This is a genomic window from Streptomyces mesophilus, from assembly GCF_040300965.1.
Lineage (GTDB): Bacteria > Actinomycetota > Actinomycetes > Streptomycetales > Streptomycetaceae > Streptomyces > Streptomyces mesophilus_A.
In genome coordinates this window covers 1-16,948 of record NZ_JBEPEW010000161.1, presented here as the reverse complement: position 1 = coordinate 16,948, position 16,948 = coordinate 1, and the positions used below count along the sequence as shown (strand labels likewise).

General features: G+C 71.0%; 13 protein-coding genes and 1 pseudogene. 4 read left to right on the top strand and 10 right to left on the bottom strand.

What is annotated here, in order from left to right:
- From ABT367_RS35215 to ABT367_RS35205, 3 genes and pseudogenes are all read right to left on the bottom strand, one after another.
- Positions 1 to 259 (bottom strand): annotated as a pseudogene (locus ABT367_RS35215) (heme-binding protein); the annotation flags it as partial.
- A 196-nt stretch (positions 260 to 455) separates the two neighbouring features.
- The gene (locus tag ABT367_RS35210; RefSeq protein WP_352257355.1) at positions 456 to 2,054 is read right to left on the bottom strand and encodes a flavin monoamine oxidase family protein; all 1,599 of its coding nucleotides are present in this window, start codon (positions 2,052 to 2,054) and stop codon (positions 456 to 458) included.
- A 96-nt stretch (positions 2,055 to 2,150) separates the two neighbouring features.
- Complete coding sequence (locus tag ABT367_RS35205) at positions 2,151 to 2,792, bottom strand: Rid family hydrolase (protein ID WP_352257354.1); 642 nt, start codon at positions 2,790 to 2,792, stop codon at positions 2,151 to 2,153.
- Between the two features lie 201 nt (positions 2,793 to 2,993).
- Here ABT367_RS35205 and ABT367_RS35200 point away from each other — a divergent pair, with 201 nt between their 5' ends.
- Together ABT367_RS35200 and ABT367_RS35195 are read left to right on the top strand one after the other, a co-directional pair.
- Complete coding sequence (locus ABT367_RS35200) at positions 2,994 to 4,532, top strand: APC family permease (RefSeq protein WP_352257353.1); 1,539 nt, start codon at positions 2,994 to 2,996, stop codon at positions 4,530 to 4,532.
- Positions 4,529 to 5,272: an IclR family transcriptional regulator gene (locus ABT367_RS35195; protein ID WP_352257352.1), complete on the top strand. Its 744-nt coding sequence runs from the start codon at positions 4,529 to 4,531 to the stop codon at positions 5,270 to 5,272. Before ABT367_RS35200 ends, ABT367_RS35195 begins: the two co-directional genes overlap by 4 nt.
- Before the next feature lie 55 nt (positions 5,273 to 5,327).
- Here ABT367_RS35195 and ABT367_RS35190 read toward each other — a convergent pair whose 3' ends face one another.
- Positions 5,328 to 7,112 (bottom strand): sulfatase-like hydrolase/transferase, encoded by a 1,785-nt coding sequence (locus ABT367_RS35190; RefSeq protein WP_352257351.1) that lies wholly within the window; start codon positions 7,110 to 7,112, stop codon positions 5,328 to 5,330.
- A 209-nt stretch (positions 7,113 to 7,321) separates the two neighbouring features.
- Between ABT367_RS35190 and ABT367_RS35185 the strand changes: the two genes are divergently transcribed.
- On the top strand, positions 7,322 to 8,308 hold the full coding sequence (locus ABT367_RS35185) for a formylglycine-generating enzyme family protein (RefSeq protein ID WP_352257350.1): 987 nt from the start codon (positions 7,322 to 7,324) through the stop codon (positions 8,306 to 8,308).
- Between the two features lie 14 nt (positions 8,309 to 8,322).
- Here the strand turns inward: ABT367_RS35185 and ABT367_RS35180 are convergent, their stop codons facing one another.
- The 6 genes from ABT367_RS35180 to rhaI form a co-directional block, all read right to left on the bottom strand.
- A complete protein-coding gene (locus ABT367_RS35180) occupies positions 8,323 to 8,967 on the bottom strand; it encodes a LutC/YkgG family protein (RefSeq protein ID WP_352257349.1) in 645 nt (214 codons plus the stop codon).
- Positions 8,964 to 10,403 carry a LutB/LldF family L-lactate oxidation iron-sulfur protein gene (locus ABT367_RS35175; RefSeq protein WP_352257348.1) on the bottom strand — a complete coding sequence of 480 codons (1,440 nt, stop codon included), beginning with the start codon at positions 10,401 to 10,403 and terminating at the stop codon, positions 8,964 to 8,966. The genes ABT367_RS35180 and ABT367_RS35175 overlap by 4 nt, the downstream gene beginning before the upstream one ends.
- Positions 10,400 to 11,236 (bottom strand): (Fe-S)-binding protein, encoded by an 837-nt coding sequence (locus tag ABT367_RS35170; protein ID WP_352257347.1) that lies wholly within the window; start codon positions 11,234 to 11,236, stop codon positions 10,400 to 10,402. Before ABT367_RS35170 ends, ABT367_RS35175 begins: the two co-directional genes overlap by 4 nt.
- On the bottom strand, positions 11,233 to 12,744 hold the full coding sequence (locus tag ABT367_RS35165; RefSeq protein ID WP_352257346.1) for a rhamnulokinase: 1,512 nt from the start codon (positions 12,742 to 12,744) through the stop codon (positions 11,233 to 11,235). Before ABT367_RS35165 ends, ABT367_RS35170 begins: the two co-directional genes overlap by 4 nt.
- 107 nt (positions 12,745 to 12,851) lie before the next feature.
- Entirely contained in the window at positions 12,852 to 14,897 is a 2,046-nt protein-coding gene (locus ABT367_RS35160) for a bifunctional aldolase/short-chain dehydrogenase (RefSeq protein WP_352257345.1), read from the bottom strand.
- 71 nt (positions 14,898 to 14,968) lie between these two features.
- Positions 14,969 to 16,135, bottom strand: coding sequence for an L-rhamnose isomerase (gene rhaI, locus ABT367_RS35155; protein WP_352257344.1), 1,167 nt, complete (start codon positions 16,133 to 16,135; stop codon positions 14,969 to 14,971).
- A gap of 409 nt (positions 16,136 to 16,544) precedes the next feature.
- On the opposite strand from rhaI, the gene ABT367_RS35150 reads away from it, so the two are divergent.
- Positions 16,545 to 16,948 (top strand): ATP-binding cassette domain-containing protein (locus ABT367_RS35150; protein WP_352257343.1); only part of this gene is annotated, 404 nt, incomplete at its 3' end.

Genomic DNA, 16,948 nt, shown 5'->3' with positions numbered 1-16,948 from the left:
CCGCGACGGAGACGCGCTGGTTCTGCTTCTTGGCCTCGTCCAGGGCGGCGTCGGCGGCCTTGGCCGCGGCCTCGATGGTGAGGTGGTTCGTCTGCGCCAGGTTGCCGTCGGCGGCGTCCGCCGCGACCGTGGCCGCCGGGGCGGAGTCGGTGGAAGCACCGGCGGAGTACGCGCCGAATCCGCCGGCCGCGATCGCGACGGCCACCGCGCCGCCGGCCATCACACGCGTACGCCGGGAAACCTTCTTGACGTGCTTCATCGCCGAAAACTCCTGAGGTTCGATGGTCCCTGCGGGCCGGCCTCCGCGGCCGTCCCGATGACAAGTCCCATCCTCGTCCGGCGAACGCCGCGCCTCTTCGACGGACCGGCTGTCAGTAGCGCGCGGGACGGTTGACGGCCGCATCAACCGATCGGTTGATGCGGCCGTCCTCAGCCGGTGCAGGGAGCGGCCTGCCTCAGACCATCACGCGCCGGTGCAGCGCCGTGACGACGCTGCGGGCGGAGGTGAGCGCGCCGTGCTGCCAGGCGATCGCGTTGGAGAGGTGGTCGCCCGCGAAGTAGACACGGCCGGCCGGTTCGAGCAGTTTCTTGTACTCGGGGGTGGCGGCCCCGCCGTGGCTGTCGCCGGCGCCCTGCCAGGAAGCCCAGGCGCCTTCGGAGTACTTGGTGCGGCGCCAGCTCCCGGAGAACGAGGACGTGATGTCGCGGCGGTAGGCGTCGCCGTGGATCTCGACTCCCTCCGCCACCGCCTTGGCCAGCCGCTGCTTGTGCGTCAGCGGTTCGAACGCCTCCTGCCGGCGGCCGGTGTTGTAGTAGCCCACGACCACGCCGCGGGCCGCGTTGTAGTGGTCGAAGGGGAACATGATCTGGGAGATGTCCCGGTCGGTGTTGCTGGCGCCGCCGAAGATCCGCTGGTCCAGTTCCCACCAGCGCCGCGAGTACTCGATGGCGAGCTTGCCCGCGGCCACGGGCTTGGCGGCGCCCAGCGCGCTCAGCACGTCCGCGGGCAGGTTCGTGCGCAGCCGTCCGATCAGCTGCGGCGGGATCGTACAGATCACGTAGTCGGCGCGGACGGACCGGTCCCTGCCGCCGGCTCTGTAGTCGACGGTCACTCCCGAGGACGTGTTGCGCAGGCCGGTCACCTCGGCGCCGTAGGTGATCCGGCTGCGGCCGATCCGTTCCTGGAAGGCGTGGTAGATCCGGTCCATGCCGCCGACCGGCGTGAACATCATCATGGCCTGGTCGTAGCCGAACTCGAAGGCGAAGTTCCGTCCGATGCCGGAGCGTATGACGTCCGACATCGGGGCTGGCCGGGTCTCGCTGCCGAAGTCGAGCCCCGCGCCCGGCTCCGCGCTGTAGCCGCGGCGCGAGGACCCCAGATAGCGTCCGTCGTTCGACAAGTCGCCGAAGCCGGAGAGGAATTCGGAGAGCGCCTCCTTGTCCTCGTGGCTCAGCACCTGATCGAGCGCCCCCTGTGAGGTGGCCTTCTGCAGGAGTTCCGACATGTAGCCGTACGTGTCCGCCTTCGCGGCCCGGTACGTGACAGAGCTCTTCGACAGCGGGGTGTCACCCGCGTAGTTGACCATGGCGTTGGCGTTCTGGTTGGGGAACACCTGGAGCTCGACGCCCAGTTCACGGCAGTAGTCGATGGTGATGTGGCTCTGCGGGATGCGGGTGGCGCCCAGGTTGAAGACCTGGCCGTCGGAGAACGTGCACCGCTGTGTCTCGCCGTCCAGATCGGTCTCGGTGGTCCCCTTGCGGACCGTCCAGACGCGGCCTCCGGGACGGCTGCGCCCCTCGAGGACCGTGACGTCGTATCCGGCCTTGCGCAGTTCATAGGCGGAGCAGAGTCCGGCGGGGCCCGCACCGAGCACCACGACCTTCGGCGCTCCGCCGGGCCGGCCGATGAGATCGTCCATCTTCGGGCCCTGGAAGGAGTGTTCGGCCGCGGTGGCCGTGGGTGCGAGGCCGATCGTGGCCATCGCACCGTAGGCCAGGCCGGCGCCGCCGGTGACGCCGAGCCCGTGCATGAACGATCGTCGTGTGACTGCCACTTGCGGTTCCATCCCATCTTCGGGGCGTAAGGGGGTACGGATCGGGCGTCGTACGGGGAGCGAGCCGGCCTGTACGGCCCGCTCGTGGGCCCGGGGCTAGCGGCGCGGATACGCGGCCGTGACCTCGACCTCGACGAGCCAGCCCGGCACCGCGAGGGAGGTGACCTCCATCGTCGCCCGCGCGGGGCGGGCGGAGTTGACCGTGAGCGGCGCCTTGGGCGCGGAGGTGCCCATGGGCACCGGAACGACCTCACCGGTACTCAGGTCGGTGTTGGCGAAGTACTGCCGGTAGGCGCGGTTCCAGCCCGCGTAGTCGGCGGTCGCTGCGCCGGGCGGCTTCATCAGATAGCACTTCATCGTGATCACGTCGTTCGGCCGCAGTCCGGCGGCCTTGAGGTTGGCCGCGATGTTCCGCAGCACCACCAGCGCCTGCGCTTCCGTGACAGTGACACCTTGCGCGCCCTCCGTCAGGGCCGGATCGGTGTACCGCTCGGGCGAGTTGGCCGGCGCCGACGGATTCAGGGCCGTGGGGCCGAGTCCGCTGCTCTGGTAGAGCGCGACCTCGCCGCCGGTGGCGACCCCGTTGGCGATGGCGGGGTTGCTCTGCCCCTCCGGCAGTGCGACCCGCACTTCGTGGTCGCCGACGCGCCACCCCTTCGACTGGGCGACCGCCGTACCGCCGAGCGCCAGCGTGGCGCTGACCGCGGCGGCGGTGAGTACCCTCGTGCGTCTGTTCAACGTGTCATCACCTCTCGTTGACCGGTCCGTTGCTTCACTTCGGCCGACAGCCTGGCTCCGGAGTGTGTCGCCGCCGCGAACGCGCCGCTACGTCCGCCGTCCGGCGCGTGGGAATAAGTGCCGCCGCAGTTCCCACCGCGCGTCGACCTTCCGTATCCGCGCCGAAACACCGGTGAAATCCGGCCTGCCTACGGTCGCGCCATGCCTCCCCGCGCCCCTCGCCCGAGCAGCCCCGTTCCCACGGGAACGGCACTGCACGAGGCGATCGCGCGGTCGTTCTCCGTACACGAACCACCGCGTGCGCTCTCGCCGTTGAGGGCCCTCGGCAGACGGCAGCTGTCCGGCGTCGAAGTGATGGCGCAGTCGATCGCGACGACGGCGCCGGCGGCCTCGATGATCGGTCTGCCGCTCGCGATGCTGGGGACTTCCGTCCTCGGCGGCGTCCTCGCGATCGTCGCCTCGGTGGCCGTCATGGCACTGATCGCGCTCTGCGTCTCGCAGTTCACCCGGCGCCTGGCGGCCGCCGGCGGTCTGTACACCTTCGTCACCAAGGGAGCGGGCCGGCGCCGCGCGATGACCGTCGGCGTGGCCATGACCGTCAAGTACTGCGGCAGCGCCGCCCTCACGCTCTACCAAGGAGGGCAGGAGGTCATCCGTCTGCTCGGCGCCCTGGGCGTCGACGCAAGGGGGCCGGCCGGATCCGCGGCCGTGCACTGCCTCGTGACGGTGGTCATCCTGCTCGTCGTGGTGCGCGGCGTGCGCCGCGCCATGCTCGCGATCCTCGTCGTCGAACTGTGCTCACTGGCACTCATCGTGGGCCTGTTGCTGTCCGGGGACAGCGGTGCCCGGCTGCCGCAGCCCGGGCCGCCGGCGTCGTCCCACGCCACGCTCCTGCTCGTCCTCTCGGCGATGTTCGCCCTCGCCGGATTCGAGAGCGCCGCCTTCCTGGGGCCCGAGGCGAAGCGACCTTTGGTGACCGTCACACGCACGGTGCTGTGGACGCCCGTCATCTGCGGGGCGCTGTTCCTGCTCGCCGCCTGGGCTGTCTCGTCAGGACGGGCAGGCATGCTGCTCAACGCCTACACGGGCGGTGCGGACGGCGCGGTGGACCCGGGACTCGGCACCGCACTGCACATCGGGGTCATGTGCTCGTGGCTCGCCTCGGCGATGGCCTCGTTCAACGCTGCGTCGCACCTCTTCTACACGATGGCCGTCGAGCGGATCCTGCCCTCGCCCTTCCGCCGCGTCCACGCGACCCACCGCACCCCGTACGGAGCTCTCGCCGCCGTCGCCTTGCTGGTGTGCGCGGTCTGCCTCGCCCTGAACGCGGTACGCCACTCGGCCGCTGCCCCGCCGGTGGCCCTCAGGCTGACGGTCCAAGGCACGCTGGTCATCGCGTACGTCCTGGTGACGCTCGCGTGTCTGCGATTCCTGGCGCGCATCGGGGAGTTGACGCCGCTCGTGAAGGTGGCGGCGACGCTGGCGAGCGGCGCGGGTACGGCCTTGCTCGGCTCCCTGCTGTTCGTGACCGCGACCGGTCACGACAAGGTGGTGCTCGCGGCGCTGGGCGCGGTCGCGGTGTCGGGAGTCGTCGTGGTCGCCGTACTGAGACGGCTCAGACCGGACGCGCTGGAGCGCGTCGGCGTGTTCGACTCGGCCGAGTCCGACGACGTACTGCCGGGCTCGGCCTCGTACGGAAGGAACGCCCGCGGGCTCGACTCCCTGGTCCGCAGACCATGACCGCGCACCCGGTCCAGCGGGCGCTGGCCATACTCGAAGCGGTGGCCCACCTCGGCCCGGGAGCGACGGCCCGCCAGATCGCGGTCTTCACCGCCACACCGGCCTCGACCGCCTACCGTCTCCTGAACCTTCTCGTCGCCGACGGCTATCTGGTGCGGATCGAGGACCTGTCAGGATTCGCCCTCGGCCGGCGCACCCGCGAACTGGCGGGCGCGGAACCGGAGGACGAGTCGTACGAGTCGGTCCTCACCGAACTGCGCGGACGCGTCCGCTTCGGCATCCACCTGGCGGTGTTCGACGGGACCGGCATCACGATCGCGAGCCGCGACCCCGACCACGCGCCGGCCGGGGAGGGGACGCTGACCGGCCACCCCCACGCCTCGGCCGTCGGGAAGATAGCGCTCGCGTTCCATCCCGGGCTGTTCGCCGACCGGTCCCTGCACGGCGTCACCCACCGGACCATCACCTCCCCGGACGTCCTGTCCGCCGAACTGGCCCTCGTGCGGCAGCACGACATTGCCACCGAGGTCGAGGAGTCCCGGATCGGCCGCTGTGCCGTGGCGGTCCCGGTCCGCGACGCGCACCATGTCGTCTGCGGCGCCCTGACGGCACTCGGCGGATCGGCCGGCCTCCGGGTCGACGACACGGATCTCGCCGACCTTCTGCACACGTATGCGGCCCGGCTTGCGGGCGTCTTCGGTCCGGTTGCGACCGGTCGGCGCACCGAGACGTGCGGGTGAGGGCGGTGCGGGAACGGCGATGCCCGCTTGGAACCCGCTCAGCCGCCCGGCCCGCTCAACCCGTGACCCCGACCGTCCGGTCCACGGTGAAGCCGAGCGGCCCGCGCCGATCCGTCGCCGACCCGTGCACCCGAAGCCGCGCCGAAGCGCCGGCGACCGCCGTTGCGGGTGCCGTGACCCGCCACTCGGCCGTGGCGGACTCACCGGCCGCCAGCCGGCCGGCACGGCCACCGGCGACGGACTTCACCCGCCAGCCCTCCGGCACAACGAGGCGCAGGCGGACGGCAGTCCAGTCCTCGTGCGTCCCGTTGCCGAGCACGGCGCTCACGGTGAACGTCTCCGAGGCGCCCGCGCTTGTGGGCGCCGTGGGGTGCACTCCGAACACCGTCCGCTCATAGGAGGAGGTATAGGCGGCGCGCGCGTCGGCCGTCAGCCTGTCGACGATGCCCGGGTGGGCGGCGGCGACGTTCGTCGTCTCACCCACGTCGGCCGCGAGATGGAACAGCTCGGTGGTCCACTGGGCGTCGGGCACGCCGATGTCACGGCCGGGCGCATAGCGCACGAGCTTGAAGTCCCCGGCCCGTACCGCTTCCGCGGTGCGCAGGCTCCGCCCGTTCTCCGCCTCCCAGGACAGCGCCGTGTAGTCGAACTCATTGCGGTACCAGTACAGCGAGGCATGGTCCGCCTGCCGCCCCGCGCCGGTGAGCAGGGGCGCGAGCGACAGGCCGTCGAGGTCGTCGGGCACGGGAGCGCCGGCGAGGTCCGCGAGCGTGGGGAACAGGTCGACCTGAGGGGTGGGGCGCGTGACGGTGGCCGCGGCGGCGTGCCCGGGCCAGTAGGCGATCAGCGGGATACGGATGCCGCCTTCGTACAGATTGCGCTTGTAGCCGCGCAGCGGGCCCGCCGGGTCGAAGATCCGCGGGTCGAGGGCGCCGATCGCGCCACCATTCTTGCCGGTCTCGCTGTGCGGCCCGTTGTCGCTCGTGATCAGTACGAGCGTGTCCTGGTCGATGCCGAGCCGGGCGAGCCGGTCCACCACGGCGCCGACGAACGAGTCGAAGCGGGTGATCTGCCAGGCGTGTGCCTTCTGCGCCTTCGTCCACGCCGTGTGCTCGTACTCCCCGTACTCCGGTACGTCGCCGGGGGCGTGCGGCAGGCTCGGCGTGAGGAAGAGGAGGAACGGCTCCTCGGCGTGGGCGTCGATGAAATCGAGGGCGCGGCGCTCGAAGAGATCGACGGCGTACGCACCGCGCCTGCCGTCGAGGTTGGCGTCCAGGGTCTGCTTCTCGCCGTTGTGCCACAGGTAACCGGGGTAGTACTCGTGCGCATGGATATGGGAGATGTAGCCGTAGAACTCCTCGAAGCCGCGCCGATTGGGGTGCGAGGCCGCGGTGGTGTCGCCCGACTCGTCGCCGTAACCCCACTTGCCGATCACCGCGGTGCGGTATCCGCGGGCGCGCAGCGGTTCCGCGAACGAGGTGTCGCTGTCCTGGAAGTAGACATACGGACCGTCGGTCGGATTCTCGCGCACCGTGGCATGACCGCCGTGCAGGCCGGTCAGCAGGGAGGCCCGCGACGGTGCGCACAGCGGGGCGTTGGCGTAGGCGTCGGTGAAGCGGATGCCTTCGGCGGCGAGCCGGTCCAGGTGCGGGGTGCTGATCAACTCCTGCCCGTAGGAACCGAATTCGCCGTATCCGAGGTCATCGGCGTTGATCAGCACGATGTTGGGGCGGCGGCGGTGCGTCGCGGCGCGCGCCGCGGAGGCGGTGCCGAGGGACGAGAGGGCGGATCCGGCCGCGACGGCGGTGGCGGCGGTGAGGAAACCTCTGCGGGTGGGCACGTCGGACGCTCCAGCGGTAGGCGGTAGGCGGTAGGCGGTACGTGGGAGGGGCGTGAGCTGGTGGGGTTGCGCCGATCTTGGTCCCGGGACGCCGGCTGGCACCCACCTGTTCCGGAGACCGACAAGGGATCGACACATCGCCGCAACACTCGGCGTTCAGCGGCGCATAAGGTGACGGTCGCCGAGTTCCTCAGCCGAAAGTCCACGCCATGAGCCAGGCAGCCGCCGACCCGCTCCCTGCGCGCGTCCCCACGGGGACGGCGTCCTGCTGTGCCCCTGCGCGCGGCCCGGTGGCACTGCTGTCACCTGGAGCGCGGCAGCTCGGTGGCACCCGCGAACAGGCCCCGCCCACCGAGCTGTTGACTCTTCCCGGCGGCACCTTCCGTATGGGCGGCACCGACCCGGACGCCGTCCCCTCCGACGGTGAGGGGCCGGTGCGTGAGGTGACGCTCGCCCCGTTCCGGATCGCGGCCACCACGGTCACCGTCGAGGAATACGCGGCCTTCGTGGCCGCCACCGGCTACCGCACCGACGCCGAACGCCTGGGCTGGAGCTATGTCTTCGCCGGCTTTCTCACCGGCGCCCTGCGCAAGGTCTCCCCGAGGCCCGAGCGCGCACCCTGGTGGTGCGCGGTGACCGGCGCGTACTGGAACGCCCCCGAAGGGCCCGGGAGTTCGGCGGCGGACCGGCCCGGCCACCCGGCCGGCCACCTCTCCCACAACGACGGGCTCGCCTACTGTGCCTGGGCCGGAATGCGGCTGCCCACCGAAGCCGAGTGGGAGTACGCGGCACGTGGCGGCCTCGACCAGAAGCGCTTCCCCTGGGGCGATGAACTCGAACCCGGGGGAGTGCCCCGCCTCAACATCTGGCGCGGGAGGTTCCCCGTACGCAACACCGCCGCCGACGGTTTTCGCTCCACCGCGCCCGTCACCGCCTTCGAGCCGAACGGCTTCGGCCTGTACAACACGTCCGGCAACGTGTGGGAATGGTGCGCCGACTGGTGGACCACCGCCCACGGCACCGTGCCCCGCACGGCCCCGACCGGTCCGCGCACCGGCTCGGCGAAGGTGCTGCGCGGCGGCTCACACCTGTGCCACGACTCCTACTGCAACCGCTATCGCGTCGCTGCCCGCACCTCCAACGCACCGGACGCCGGCGCCGGCAACATCGGGTTCCGGGTGGCGGCCGACGCCTGACCGGGTGCGCTCCGTCACCCCTCGATCAGCACTACGTCGAGACGCCGGGGCCCGTGCACGCCCTCGACGCGGTCGAGTTCGATGTCGCTGGTCGCGGAAGGGCCGGAGATCCACGTCAACGGGCGGGCGGGATCGAGGAGTTCGAGCGCCTGGGGTACGGAGGCGACGACCTGGTCGGGTACCCGTACGAGACAGATGTGATGGTCGGGGACCAGGGTGCCGCGGCGGGTGCCCTGATCGGCGCCCGCGTCCAGGACGAGCGTGCCGGTCTCGGCGACGGCCACCGCGCAGCCGGTCACCACGCTGTCCACACCGTCGAGTTCCTGTGCGGTGAGACCGGTCCCGTCGTCCAGGACCTCGACGGCCGCCCCGTCCAGCAGCTCCCGTGGCAGCCCCGCAGGCAGCAGCACACGGCGTGCGTCGCGCTCGTCGAGCAGCCGGGTGAGGAGCGCCGTGAGCCCTTCCGGACCGCAGCGGTGGACATGGGCCCGGTAGTCGGCCAGGTTCTCCGCGAGGAGGTCCACGTTCTGCGCCTGGGTGCGGGCGCCGTGCTCCCGCGCGTAGGCGCGGGGGACCGCCCGGTCGTACGGCGGGTCGGTGGCGGGGACGTCCGACAGGGCCCGTCGGATCCGGTCGAGCACCAGCGCTCGGCTGCTCATCGGGTGCCCCCCTCTCGCTTACGGCGTTCCTGGCGCTTGAACCAGGTGCGGAAGGACTCCGCGGGGAAGGCGGGCAGATCGCGGCTCTCGGTCCAGGCGCGGCCCGGGCCCGGCAGCTTGGACGGGTGCAGACGCCGGGTGAGCGAGGCCAGGCGCTGGCCGGCCGCGAGTACGGACGGATGGTCGAAGGCCTTGGCCGCGGCGCCCATGGCGGCCCGCTCCAGGCGGTGGCCCGGCTGTTCGGCGACCTGTTCGCGCAGATGGACCAGGACTTCGGGGATGTCGATCGCGACGGGGCACACGTCGTAGCAGGCGCCGCACAGCGAGGAGGCGTACGGCAGCGAGGCGTCGATCTCGCTCTGCGTACCGCGCAGTTGAGGGCTGAGGATCGCGCCGATCGGACCCGGATAGACGGAGCCGTACGCATGCCCGCCGGCCCGCTCGTACACCGGGCAGACGTTGAGGCAGGCCGAACAGCGGATACAGCGCAGCGCCTGGCGGCCGACCTCGTCGGCGAGGATGTCGGTGCGGCCGTTGTCGAGCAGGACGAGATGGAAGTTCCGCGGTCCGTCCCCGGGTGTCGTGCCCGTCCACATCGAGGTGTACGGGTTCATCCGCTCGGCCGTGGAGGAGCGCGGCAGGGTCTGCAGGAAGACCTCGAGGTCCTGCCAGGTCGGCACCACCTTCTCGATGCCGACCACCGAGATCAGAGTCTCCGGCAGGGTCAGGCACATCCGGCCGTTGCCCTCGGACTCGACCACGACCAGCGTGCCCGTCTCGGCCACCATGAAGTTCGCGCCCGAGACCGCCACCTTCGCGCGCAGGAACTTCTCCCGCAGATGCAGCCGCGCCGCCTCCGCCAGCTGAGCCGGCTCGTCGCTCAGACCGTCCGGCGCCGCGCGCCCCCAACGCCCCATCTCCCGCCGGAAGATGTCGCGGATCTCCCCGCGGTTGCGGTGGATCGCCGGGACCAGGATGTGCGAGGGGCGGTCCTCGCCGAGCTGCACGATCAGTTCCGCGAGATCGGTCTCGTACGCGGCGATGCCGGCCGCCTCCAGGGCTTCGTTGAGGCCGATCTCCTGCGTGGCCATCGACTTGACCTTCACCACCTCGCTCTCGCCGGTCGCTCGGACCAGGTCGGTGACGATGCGGTTCGCCTCGTCGGCGTCCGCGGCCCAGTGCACGGTGCCGCCCGCGGCCGTCACGGCCTCCTCCAACTGCACCAGGTAGCGGTCGAGATGGCGGAGCGTGTGCTCCTTGATCTGCTTGCCGGCCTCCCGCAGTTCGGCCCAGTCGTCGAGCTCCGCCACCGCCGCCGCGCGCTTGGTGCGGATGGTGTGGGTGGCGTGCCGGATGTTGCCGCGCAGCGTCGGGTTGTGCACGGAGGTACGGGCGGCCTCGGGGAAGGCCGGCATACCGAGGAACGTTCCGCTCATGTCGAAGGCCTGTCTTCCGTCGAGGGCGCCTCTTCGGTCATCCGGGGCGCGACTTCGGGCGTCTGCGGCACGACTTCGGACGTCTGCGGCACGACGTCGGTCTCCTCTTCGGTGCAGGCCAGGATCTCCGCGAGGTGCAGCGCCCGCTGCGGGGAGTCCTGGCGGTGCAGGATGCCGCCGATGTGCATCAGACAGGAGTTGTCGGCACCGCACAGCACGCCGGCGCCCGTCGAGGCCGCGTTGCGCACCTTGTCCTCGCCCATCGCGACGGACACATCGGGGTTCTTCACGGCGAACGTACCGCCGAACCCGCAGCACTCGTCGGCGCCCGGCAGCTCGATCAGCTCAAGTCCCTTGACCGCTCCGAGGAGTCGGGTGGGCCGGTCGCCCAGGCCCAGCATGCGCAGGCCGTGGCAGGACGGGTGATAGGTGACCTTGTGCGGGAAGTACGCGCCCACGTCCGTCACACCGAGCACGTCCACCAGGAACTCGGTGAGCTCGTACATCCGGGGCACCAACGACTCGGACACCGCGGTGAGTCGGGGGTCGCTGCCACGCCGGGCGATCCGCGGGTAGTTGTCCCGGACCATCGCCGCGCAGGACCCGGACGGGGTCACCACATGGTCGTAACCCTCGAAGGCCCGGCCCATCCGCCGCACCAGCGGCTCGGTCTGCCGCCGGTAGCCGGTGTTGTACTGGGGCTGGCCGCAACAGGTCTGGGCGGCGGGGAAGTCCACCCGCACGCCGAGGCGTTCGAGGAGCTTCACCGTGGCGATCGCGGTCGACGGGTACAAGGCGTCGTTCACGCACGTGGCGAAGAGGGCGACTCTCATGACGTACGGCCTCCTGCGAGGGACTCGATCCGGGCCGCGGCCGCGTCCCAGGCGGCGGCGTTCCCCCGGGGCGTGTAACGGCGCAACTCCTGCGTCCCGGCGACAAGGCGGCGCATCGCCGCCAGATCGCCGACCAGGCCGGCGGACCGGGCCTGGACGAGGACGTTGCCCAGCGCGGTGGCCTCGGTGGGGCCGGCGATCACCGGCAGTCCGGTGGCGTCGGCGGTGAGTTGGCACAGCAGGGCGTTACGGGAGCCGCCGCCGACCAGATGGATATGGGAGATCTCCCGGTCCGCGAGCGCCGCGGCCCGGCGCAGTGTGCGCCGGTGCGCCAGGGCCAGACTCTCCAGGATGCACCGCACCAGGGCGCCCTGGCCGGCCGGCGCGACCTGGCCGGTGCGCAGGCAGAACTCCCGTATCCGTGCGGGCATATCGCCAGGCGCGAGGAACTCCGGCGCATCCGGATCGATGAGGGAGACGAACGGCTCCGCCCGTCCCGCTGCGGCGAGCAACGGCTCCAGGGCGCTCGGCAGACCCTGCGCCTCCCAGGTGCGGCGGGACTCCTCGAGCAGCCACATGCCCATGATGTTGCGCAGATAGCGGATCGTGCCGTCGATACCGCGCTCATTGGTGAAGTTCGCCGCACGGGACGCTTCGGTCAGGACCGGGGCGTCGAGTTCCAGCCCGGCCAGGGACCAGGTGCCGCAGGAGATGTACGCGAAGTCCGGTGCCGTGGCCGGTACCGCCACGACGGCGGAAGCCGTGTCGTGCGAGGCGACGGTGGTCACCTCCGTGCCGGCGGGCAGTCCTGTGTACGCGGCGACATGCGGCAGCAGCGTGCCGGCCGGATCGCCGGGCGCACGCAGCGGCGGCAGCATCCGCGGGTCGAGGCCGAGGCGGTCGAGGAGGCCGGTGGACCAGGCCCCGGTGCGTGCGTCGAACAGACCCGTGGTGGAGGCGTTGGTCTCTTCCGCGCCGATCGATCCGGTGAGCCAGTGGATCAGCAGATCCGGGATCAGCAACAGAGTGTGCGCGGCGGCGAGTTGCGGACCACCGGCGGAAGCGGCGAGCTGGAAGACGGTGTTGAACGGCAGATGCTGAAGCCCGGTGATCCGGTACAGCTCGCCCGGTCCCACCCGGGCGTGCACGTCGTCGGCCATGCCGTCGGTACGGCTGTCGCGGTAGTGGAAAGGCTGGCCGAGCAGGGCGCCGTCCGCGTCGAGCAGCCCGTAGTCGACCGCCCAGGTGTCCACGCCGATGGAGGCCGGTGGGCCGTCCGTCGCACGAGCCGCTCGGCGCAGACCGTCGAGGATTCCCTGGTAGAGCGCGAGGACGTCCCAGCGCAGCCCGTCGGGCAGCCGCACCGGGATGTTGGCGAACCGGTGCACCTCGGTGAGGTCGAGCCGATCGGGCCCGACCCGGCCGACGACCACCCGCCCGCTGGTCGCGCCGAGATCGGCCGCGGCGAACGTGCGGGGTGGGGCGGAGGGAGGTGGAGAGACGGTCATGTGGTGCTTCCTCCGCGAGGAGCGTGAAGTCAGGGGTGCGGGAGGTGGGGTGGGGAGTCGCCCGGTGGCCGGCGCGTGGATGCGGCGCCGGCCACCGGGCGGAGGGATCAGCGCAGGAACGCCGCCGCGACGCCCGCGTCCACGGGGATGTGCAGCCCGGTGGTGTGCGTGAGGTCACCGCCGGTCAGGGCGAACACGGCGGCGGCGACATGCTCCGGAAGGACCTCGCGCTTGAGCAGGGTGCGCTGCGCGTAGAACTCGCCGAGCTTCTCCTCCTCGATGCCGTACGTCGCCGCTCGCTGGGCGCCCCAGCCGCCGGCGAAGATGCCGGAGCCGCGCACCACACCGTCCGGGTTGACGCCGTTGACACGAATCCCGTCGGCTCCCAACTCGGCGGCGAGCAGGCGTACTTGATGGGCCTGGTCGGCCTTGGTCGCCGAGTACGCGACGTTGTTCGGGCCGGCGAAGACGGCATTCTTGGAAGCGATGTACACGATGTCGCCGCCCATGCCCTGGGCCCGCATCGTCCGGGCGGCCTCGCGGGACACCAGGAACGAACCGCGCGCCATGATGTCGTGCTGCAGGTCCCAGTCCTTCGCGGTGGTCTCCAGGAGCGGCTTGGAAATGGAGATCCCCGCGTTGTTGACGACGAGGTCGACCCCGCCGAACGCGAGGGCCGCCGCGCGGAACGCCTCGGCGATCTGCTCCTCGGACGTCACGTCCACCGTGACCGCGACGGCCTTGTCACCGCCGCCGAGTTCGGTGGCGACCGCGGACGCGTTCTCACCGTTGAGGTCGGCGACCACCACGCACGCGCCCTCCGCGGCAAGGCGGTGCGCGATCGCCTTGCCGATTCCGCTGCCCGCGCCCGTCACCAGGGCCACACGTGTGGCGAGCGGCTTGGGCTTCGGCATCCGCTGGAGCTTGGCCTCTTCGAGGGACCAGTACTCGATGCGGAACTTCTCCGCCTCCTCGATCGGCGCGTACGAGGACACGGCCTCCGCTCCGCGCATCACGTTGATCGCGTTGCGGTAGAACTCGCCCGCGACACGGGCGGTCTGCTTGTCCTTGCCGAAGCTGAACATGCCGACGCCGGGCACCAGGACGATCGCCGGGTCCGCGCCGCGCATGGCGGGCGAGGCGTCGTCGGCGTGCCGCTCGTAGTACGCCGCGTACTCCTCGCGGTAGGCGGTGTGCAGTTCCTCGAGCCGCTCGACGACCGCGTCCGGTTCCGTGCTCGGAGGCAGGTCGAGGACCAGCGGGCGCACCTTGGTGCGCAGGAAGTGGTCGGGGCAGGAGGTCCCGAGGGCGGCGAGCCGCGGGTGCTCGGCCCGCGCCAGGAAGTCGAGCACCTCCTCGGAGTCGTCGAAGTGGCCGACCTGCGGGCGGTCCGTCGAGGCGAGCCCCCGTATGAACGGGACGAGTTCCGCGGCCCGCGCCTTGCGCTCGACGGCGGGCAGGGCGGCGTACCCCTCGATGACCGGTCCGAACGGCTCGGCCTTGCCGCGCTCGACCAGGAAGGCCTCAGCGGTACGGATCATCCAGAGGGCGTTGTGCTCGCACTCCTGGGACGTCTCGCCCCAAGCGGTGATGCCGTGCCCGCCCAGGATCACGCCCACGGCCTGCGGGTTGGCCTCCTTGACGGCGGCGATGTCCAGGCCCAGCTGGAAACCGGGACGGCGCCACGGCACCCAGGCCACCTTGTCGCCGAAGCACTCGGCGGTCAGCTTCTCACCGTCCGCGGCGCACGCGAGGGCGATCCCGGAGTCGGGATGCAGATGGTCGACGTGCGCGGCCTCCACCAGACCGTGCATGGCCGTGTCGATGGACGGCGCGGCACCGCCCTTGCCGTGCAGGCAGTAGTCGAACGCGGCGACCATCTCGTCCTCGCGCTCCACCCCCGGATACACGTTCTTCAGCGCCCGCAGCCGGTCCAGGCGCAGCACGGCCAGGCCCGCCTCGGTGAGCGTGCCGAGGTCGCCGCCCGAGCCCTTGACCCACATCAGGTCGGTGCCGGAGCCCGTGACCGGGTCGGTGGCGGTGCCCTTGGCGGAGGCGTTGCCGCCGGCGTAGTTGGTGTTGCGGGGATCGGAGCCGAGCCGGTGGGCGCGCTCCAGGAGTGCGGCGACTTCGGGGTGCGTGTCGGTGGCCATGAAGGTGTCCTCGGGGCTGAGAGTGCGGTCTGCGGGATGGCGGCGTGTCCGGTACGGGGGTCGGGCGCGGATCAGGCTCCCCAGCCCGCCTGCTCGCCACCCACCCGCTCGGCGACGATCCGCTCCTGCCAGCCGGAGGCGCGGTAGGCGGCGACGGGGTCGGGGTGCAGACCCCGCTCCTCGCGCCACTCGGCGAGCAGGGGACGGACATCGGTGTTGTACGCGTCCATCAGGGCGGCGTTCGCGCTCAGGACGTCACCGGCGCGCTGCGCGGCGGCCAGCGCCTCGCGGTCGACGAGCAGTGCCTTGGCGGTGGCTTCCTGCACGTTCATCACCGAGCGGATGATCGCCGGGATCTTCGCCTCGATGTTGTGGCACTGGTCGAGCATGAACGCCACGTTCGTCTCCCGCTCGAAGCCGCCGTTCTGCGCGACCTCGTGCAGGATCCGGAAGAGCTGGAAGGGGTCCGCGGAGCCGACCATCAGGTCGTCGTCCGCGTAGAAACGGGAGTTGAAGTCGAAGGCGCCGAGCTTCTTCTCGCGCAGCAGGAACGCGACGATGAACTCGATGTTCGTGCCCGGCGCGTGATGCCCGGTGTCCACGACGACCTGCGCCTTGTCGCCCAGCTTCAGGCAGTGCGCGTACGAGGTTCCCCAGTCCGGGACGTCCGTGGTGTAGAAGGCGGGCTCGAAGAACTTGTACTCGAGCAGCAGCCGCTGATCGTCACCGAGGCGCTCGTAGACGGTGGCGAGCGATTCGGCGAGACGGTCCTGGCGGCCCACGATGTCGTCCTGGCCCGGGTAGTTCGTGCCGTCGGCGAACCACAGCTTCAGGGACTTCGAACCGGTGGCGTCCATGATGTCGACGCATTCCAGGAGGTGCTCGACGGCCTTGCGACGCACCTTCGGATCCGGGTGGCAGACGCTGCCGAGCTTGTAGTCGTCGTCCTGGAAGGTGTTGGAGTTGATGGCGCCGAGTTCGAGTCCGCGTGCTTTCGCGTGGTCCCCGAGCGCCGCGTAGTCGTCGACCTTGTCCCACGGGATGTGCAGCGAAACGGTGGGCGCGATGCCGGTGAACTCGTGCACCTTCGCCGCGTCGTCCAGCTTCTCCCGGGGCGTGCGCGGCACACCCTCCTGTGCGAACACCTTGAACCGGGTGCCGGAGTTGCCGTAGCCCCAGGACGGCGTCTCGATCCGCTGGTCGGCGAGTGCGGCCTTCACGGCAGCGATATCAGGCATGTCCACCTCTGGATGCGTGGGGAGCGTCGGGCCCTTACGGGAACGGGCCGACGAGAGCGCGGAAGCTCGACATGAATCGATTCATGTCAACGGGGAAGCTAGCCCCGGGCGTCAGACTCGTCAAGAGGGTCGGACGGATGCCAACCGCGTTACGCAATCGTGTCGTTGGCGGTGTCGTACCTCTGCTCCGGCCGGTCTATCAGTGCAGTTCACATGGAAGAGGTCGGAACAATTCGGCACATCGCGCCATGCTCGGACTGCTCGCCGCAGCCCTGGCTATTGACCAGCCCGACGGACGGGGCTAGCTTCCGGGCAACTTCACTGAAACATTTCAGTTCGAGGGATCCTCCGGCTGCCGAGCCGCTCAAGTGCCCCGCGCACGACCTCGACACACCCATGGAGATACGCAATGACGCATCCTGAACCGGAGACGACTCCGGTACTCGCGCTGGAGGGGGTGAGCAAGTCCTTCGGTGCCGTGCGGGCCCTGCGCGGAGTGAGCCTGCGGCTGTACGCGGGAGAGGCGCACGCCCTGGCCGGCGAGAACGGCGCGGGCAAGTCGACGCTGATCAAGGCGCTCGCGGGCGTGCACCGCCCCGACACCGGCACGGTCCTTCTCGACGGCGAGCCCGTCGAGTTCCACGGTCCCGCCGACGCCCGTGACGCGGGCGTCGCCGTGATCTACCAGGAGCCGACGCTCTTCCCCGACCTGTCCGTCGCGGAGAACATCTTCATGGGCCGCCAGCCGCGCCGGGCGCTCGGCCGCGTCGACCACGCCTCGGTGCGCCGGGCCACCGCGGACCTCTTCGCGCG

Excerpts from the sequence above, each read along its gene's own strand:
- ABT367_RS35200 (WP_352257353.1), top strand. The coding sequence starts at position 2,994 with ATGCCTCCCCGCGCCCCTCGCCCGAGCAGCCCCGTTCCCACGGGAACG.
- ABT367_RS35195 (WP_352257352.1), top strand. The coding sequence starts at position 4,529 with ATGACCGCGCACCCGGTCCAGCGGGCGCTGGCCATACTCGAAGCGGTG.
- ABT367_RS35185 (WP_352257350.1), top strand. The coding sequence starts at position 7,322 with ATGAGCCAGGCAGCCGCCGACCCGCTCCCTGCGCGCGTCCCCACGGGG.
- ABT367_RS35180 (WP_352257349.1), bottom strand. The coding sequence starts at position 8,967 with ATGAGCAGCCGAGCGCTGGTGCTCGACCGGATCCGACGGGCCCTGTCG.
- ABT367_RS35175 (WP_352257348.1), bottom strand. The coding sequence starts at position 10,403 with ATGAGCGGAACGTTCCTCGGTATGCCGGCCTTCCCCGAGGCCGCCCGT.
- ABT367_RS35170 (WP_352257347.1), bottom strand. The coding sequence starts at position 11,236 with ATGAGAGTCGCCCTCTTCGCCACGTGCGTGAACGACGCCTTGTACCCG.
- ABT367_RS35165 (WP_352257346.1), bottom strand. The coding sequence starts at position 12,744 with ATGACCGTCTCTCCACCTCCCTCCGCCCCACCCCGCACGTTCGCCGCG.
- ABT367_RS35160 (WP_352257345.1), bottom strand. The coding sequence starts at position 14,897 with ATGGCCACCGACACGCACCCCGAAGTCGCCGCACTCCTGGAGCGCGCC.
- rhaI (WP_352257344.1), bottom strand. The coding sequence starts at position 16,135 with ATGCCTGATATCGCTGCCGTGAAGGCCGCACTCGCCGACCAGCGGATC.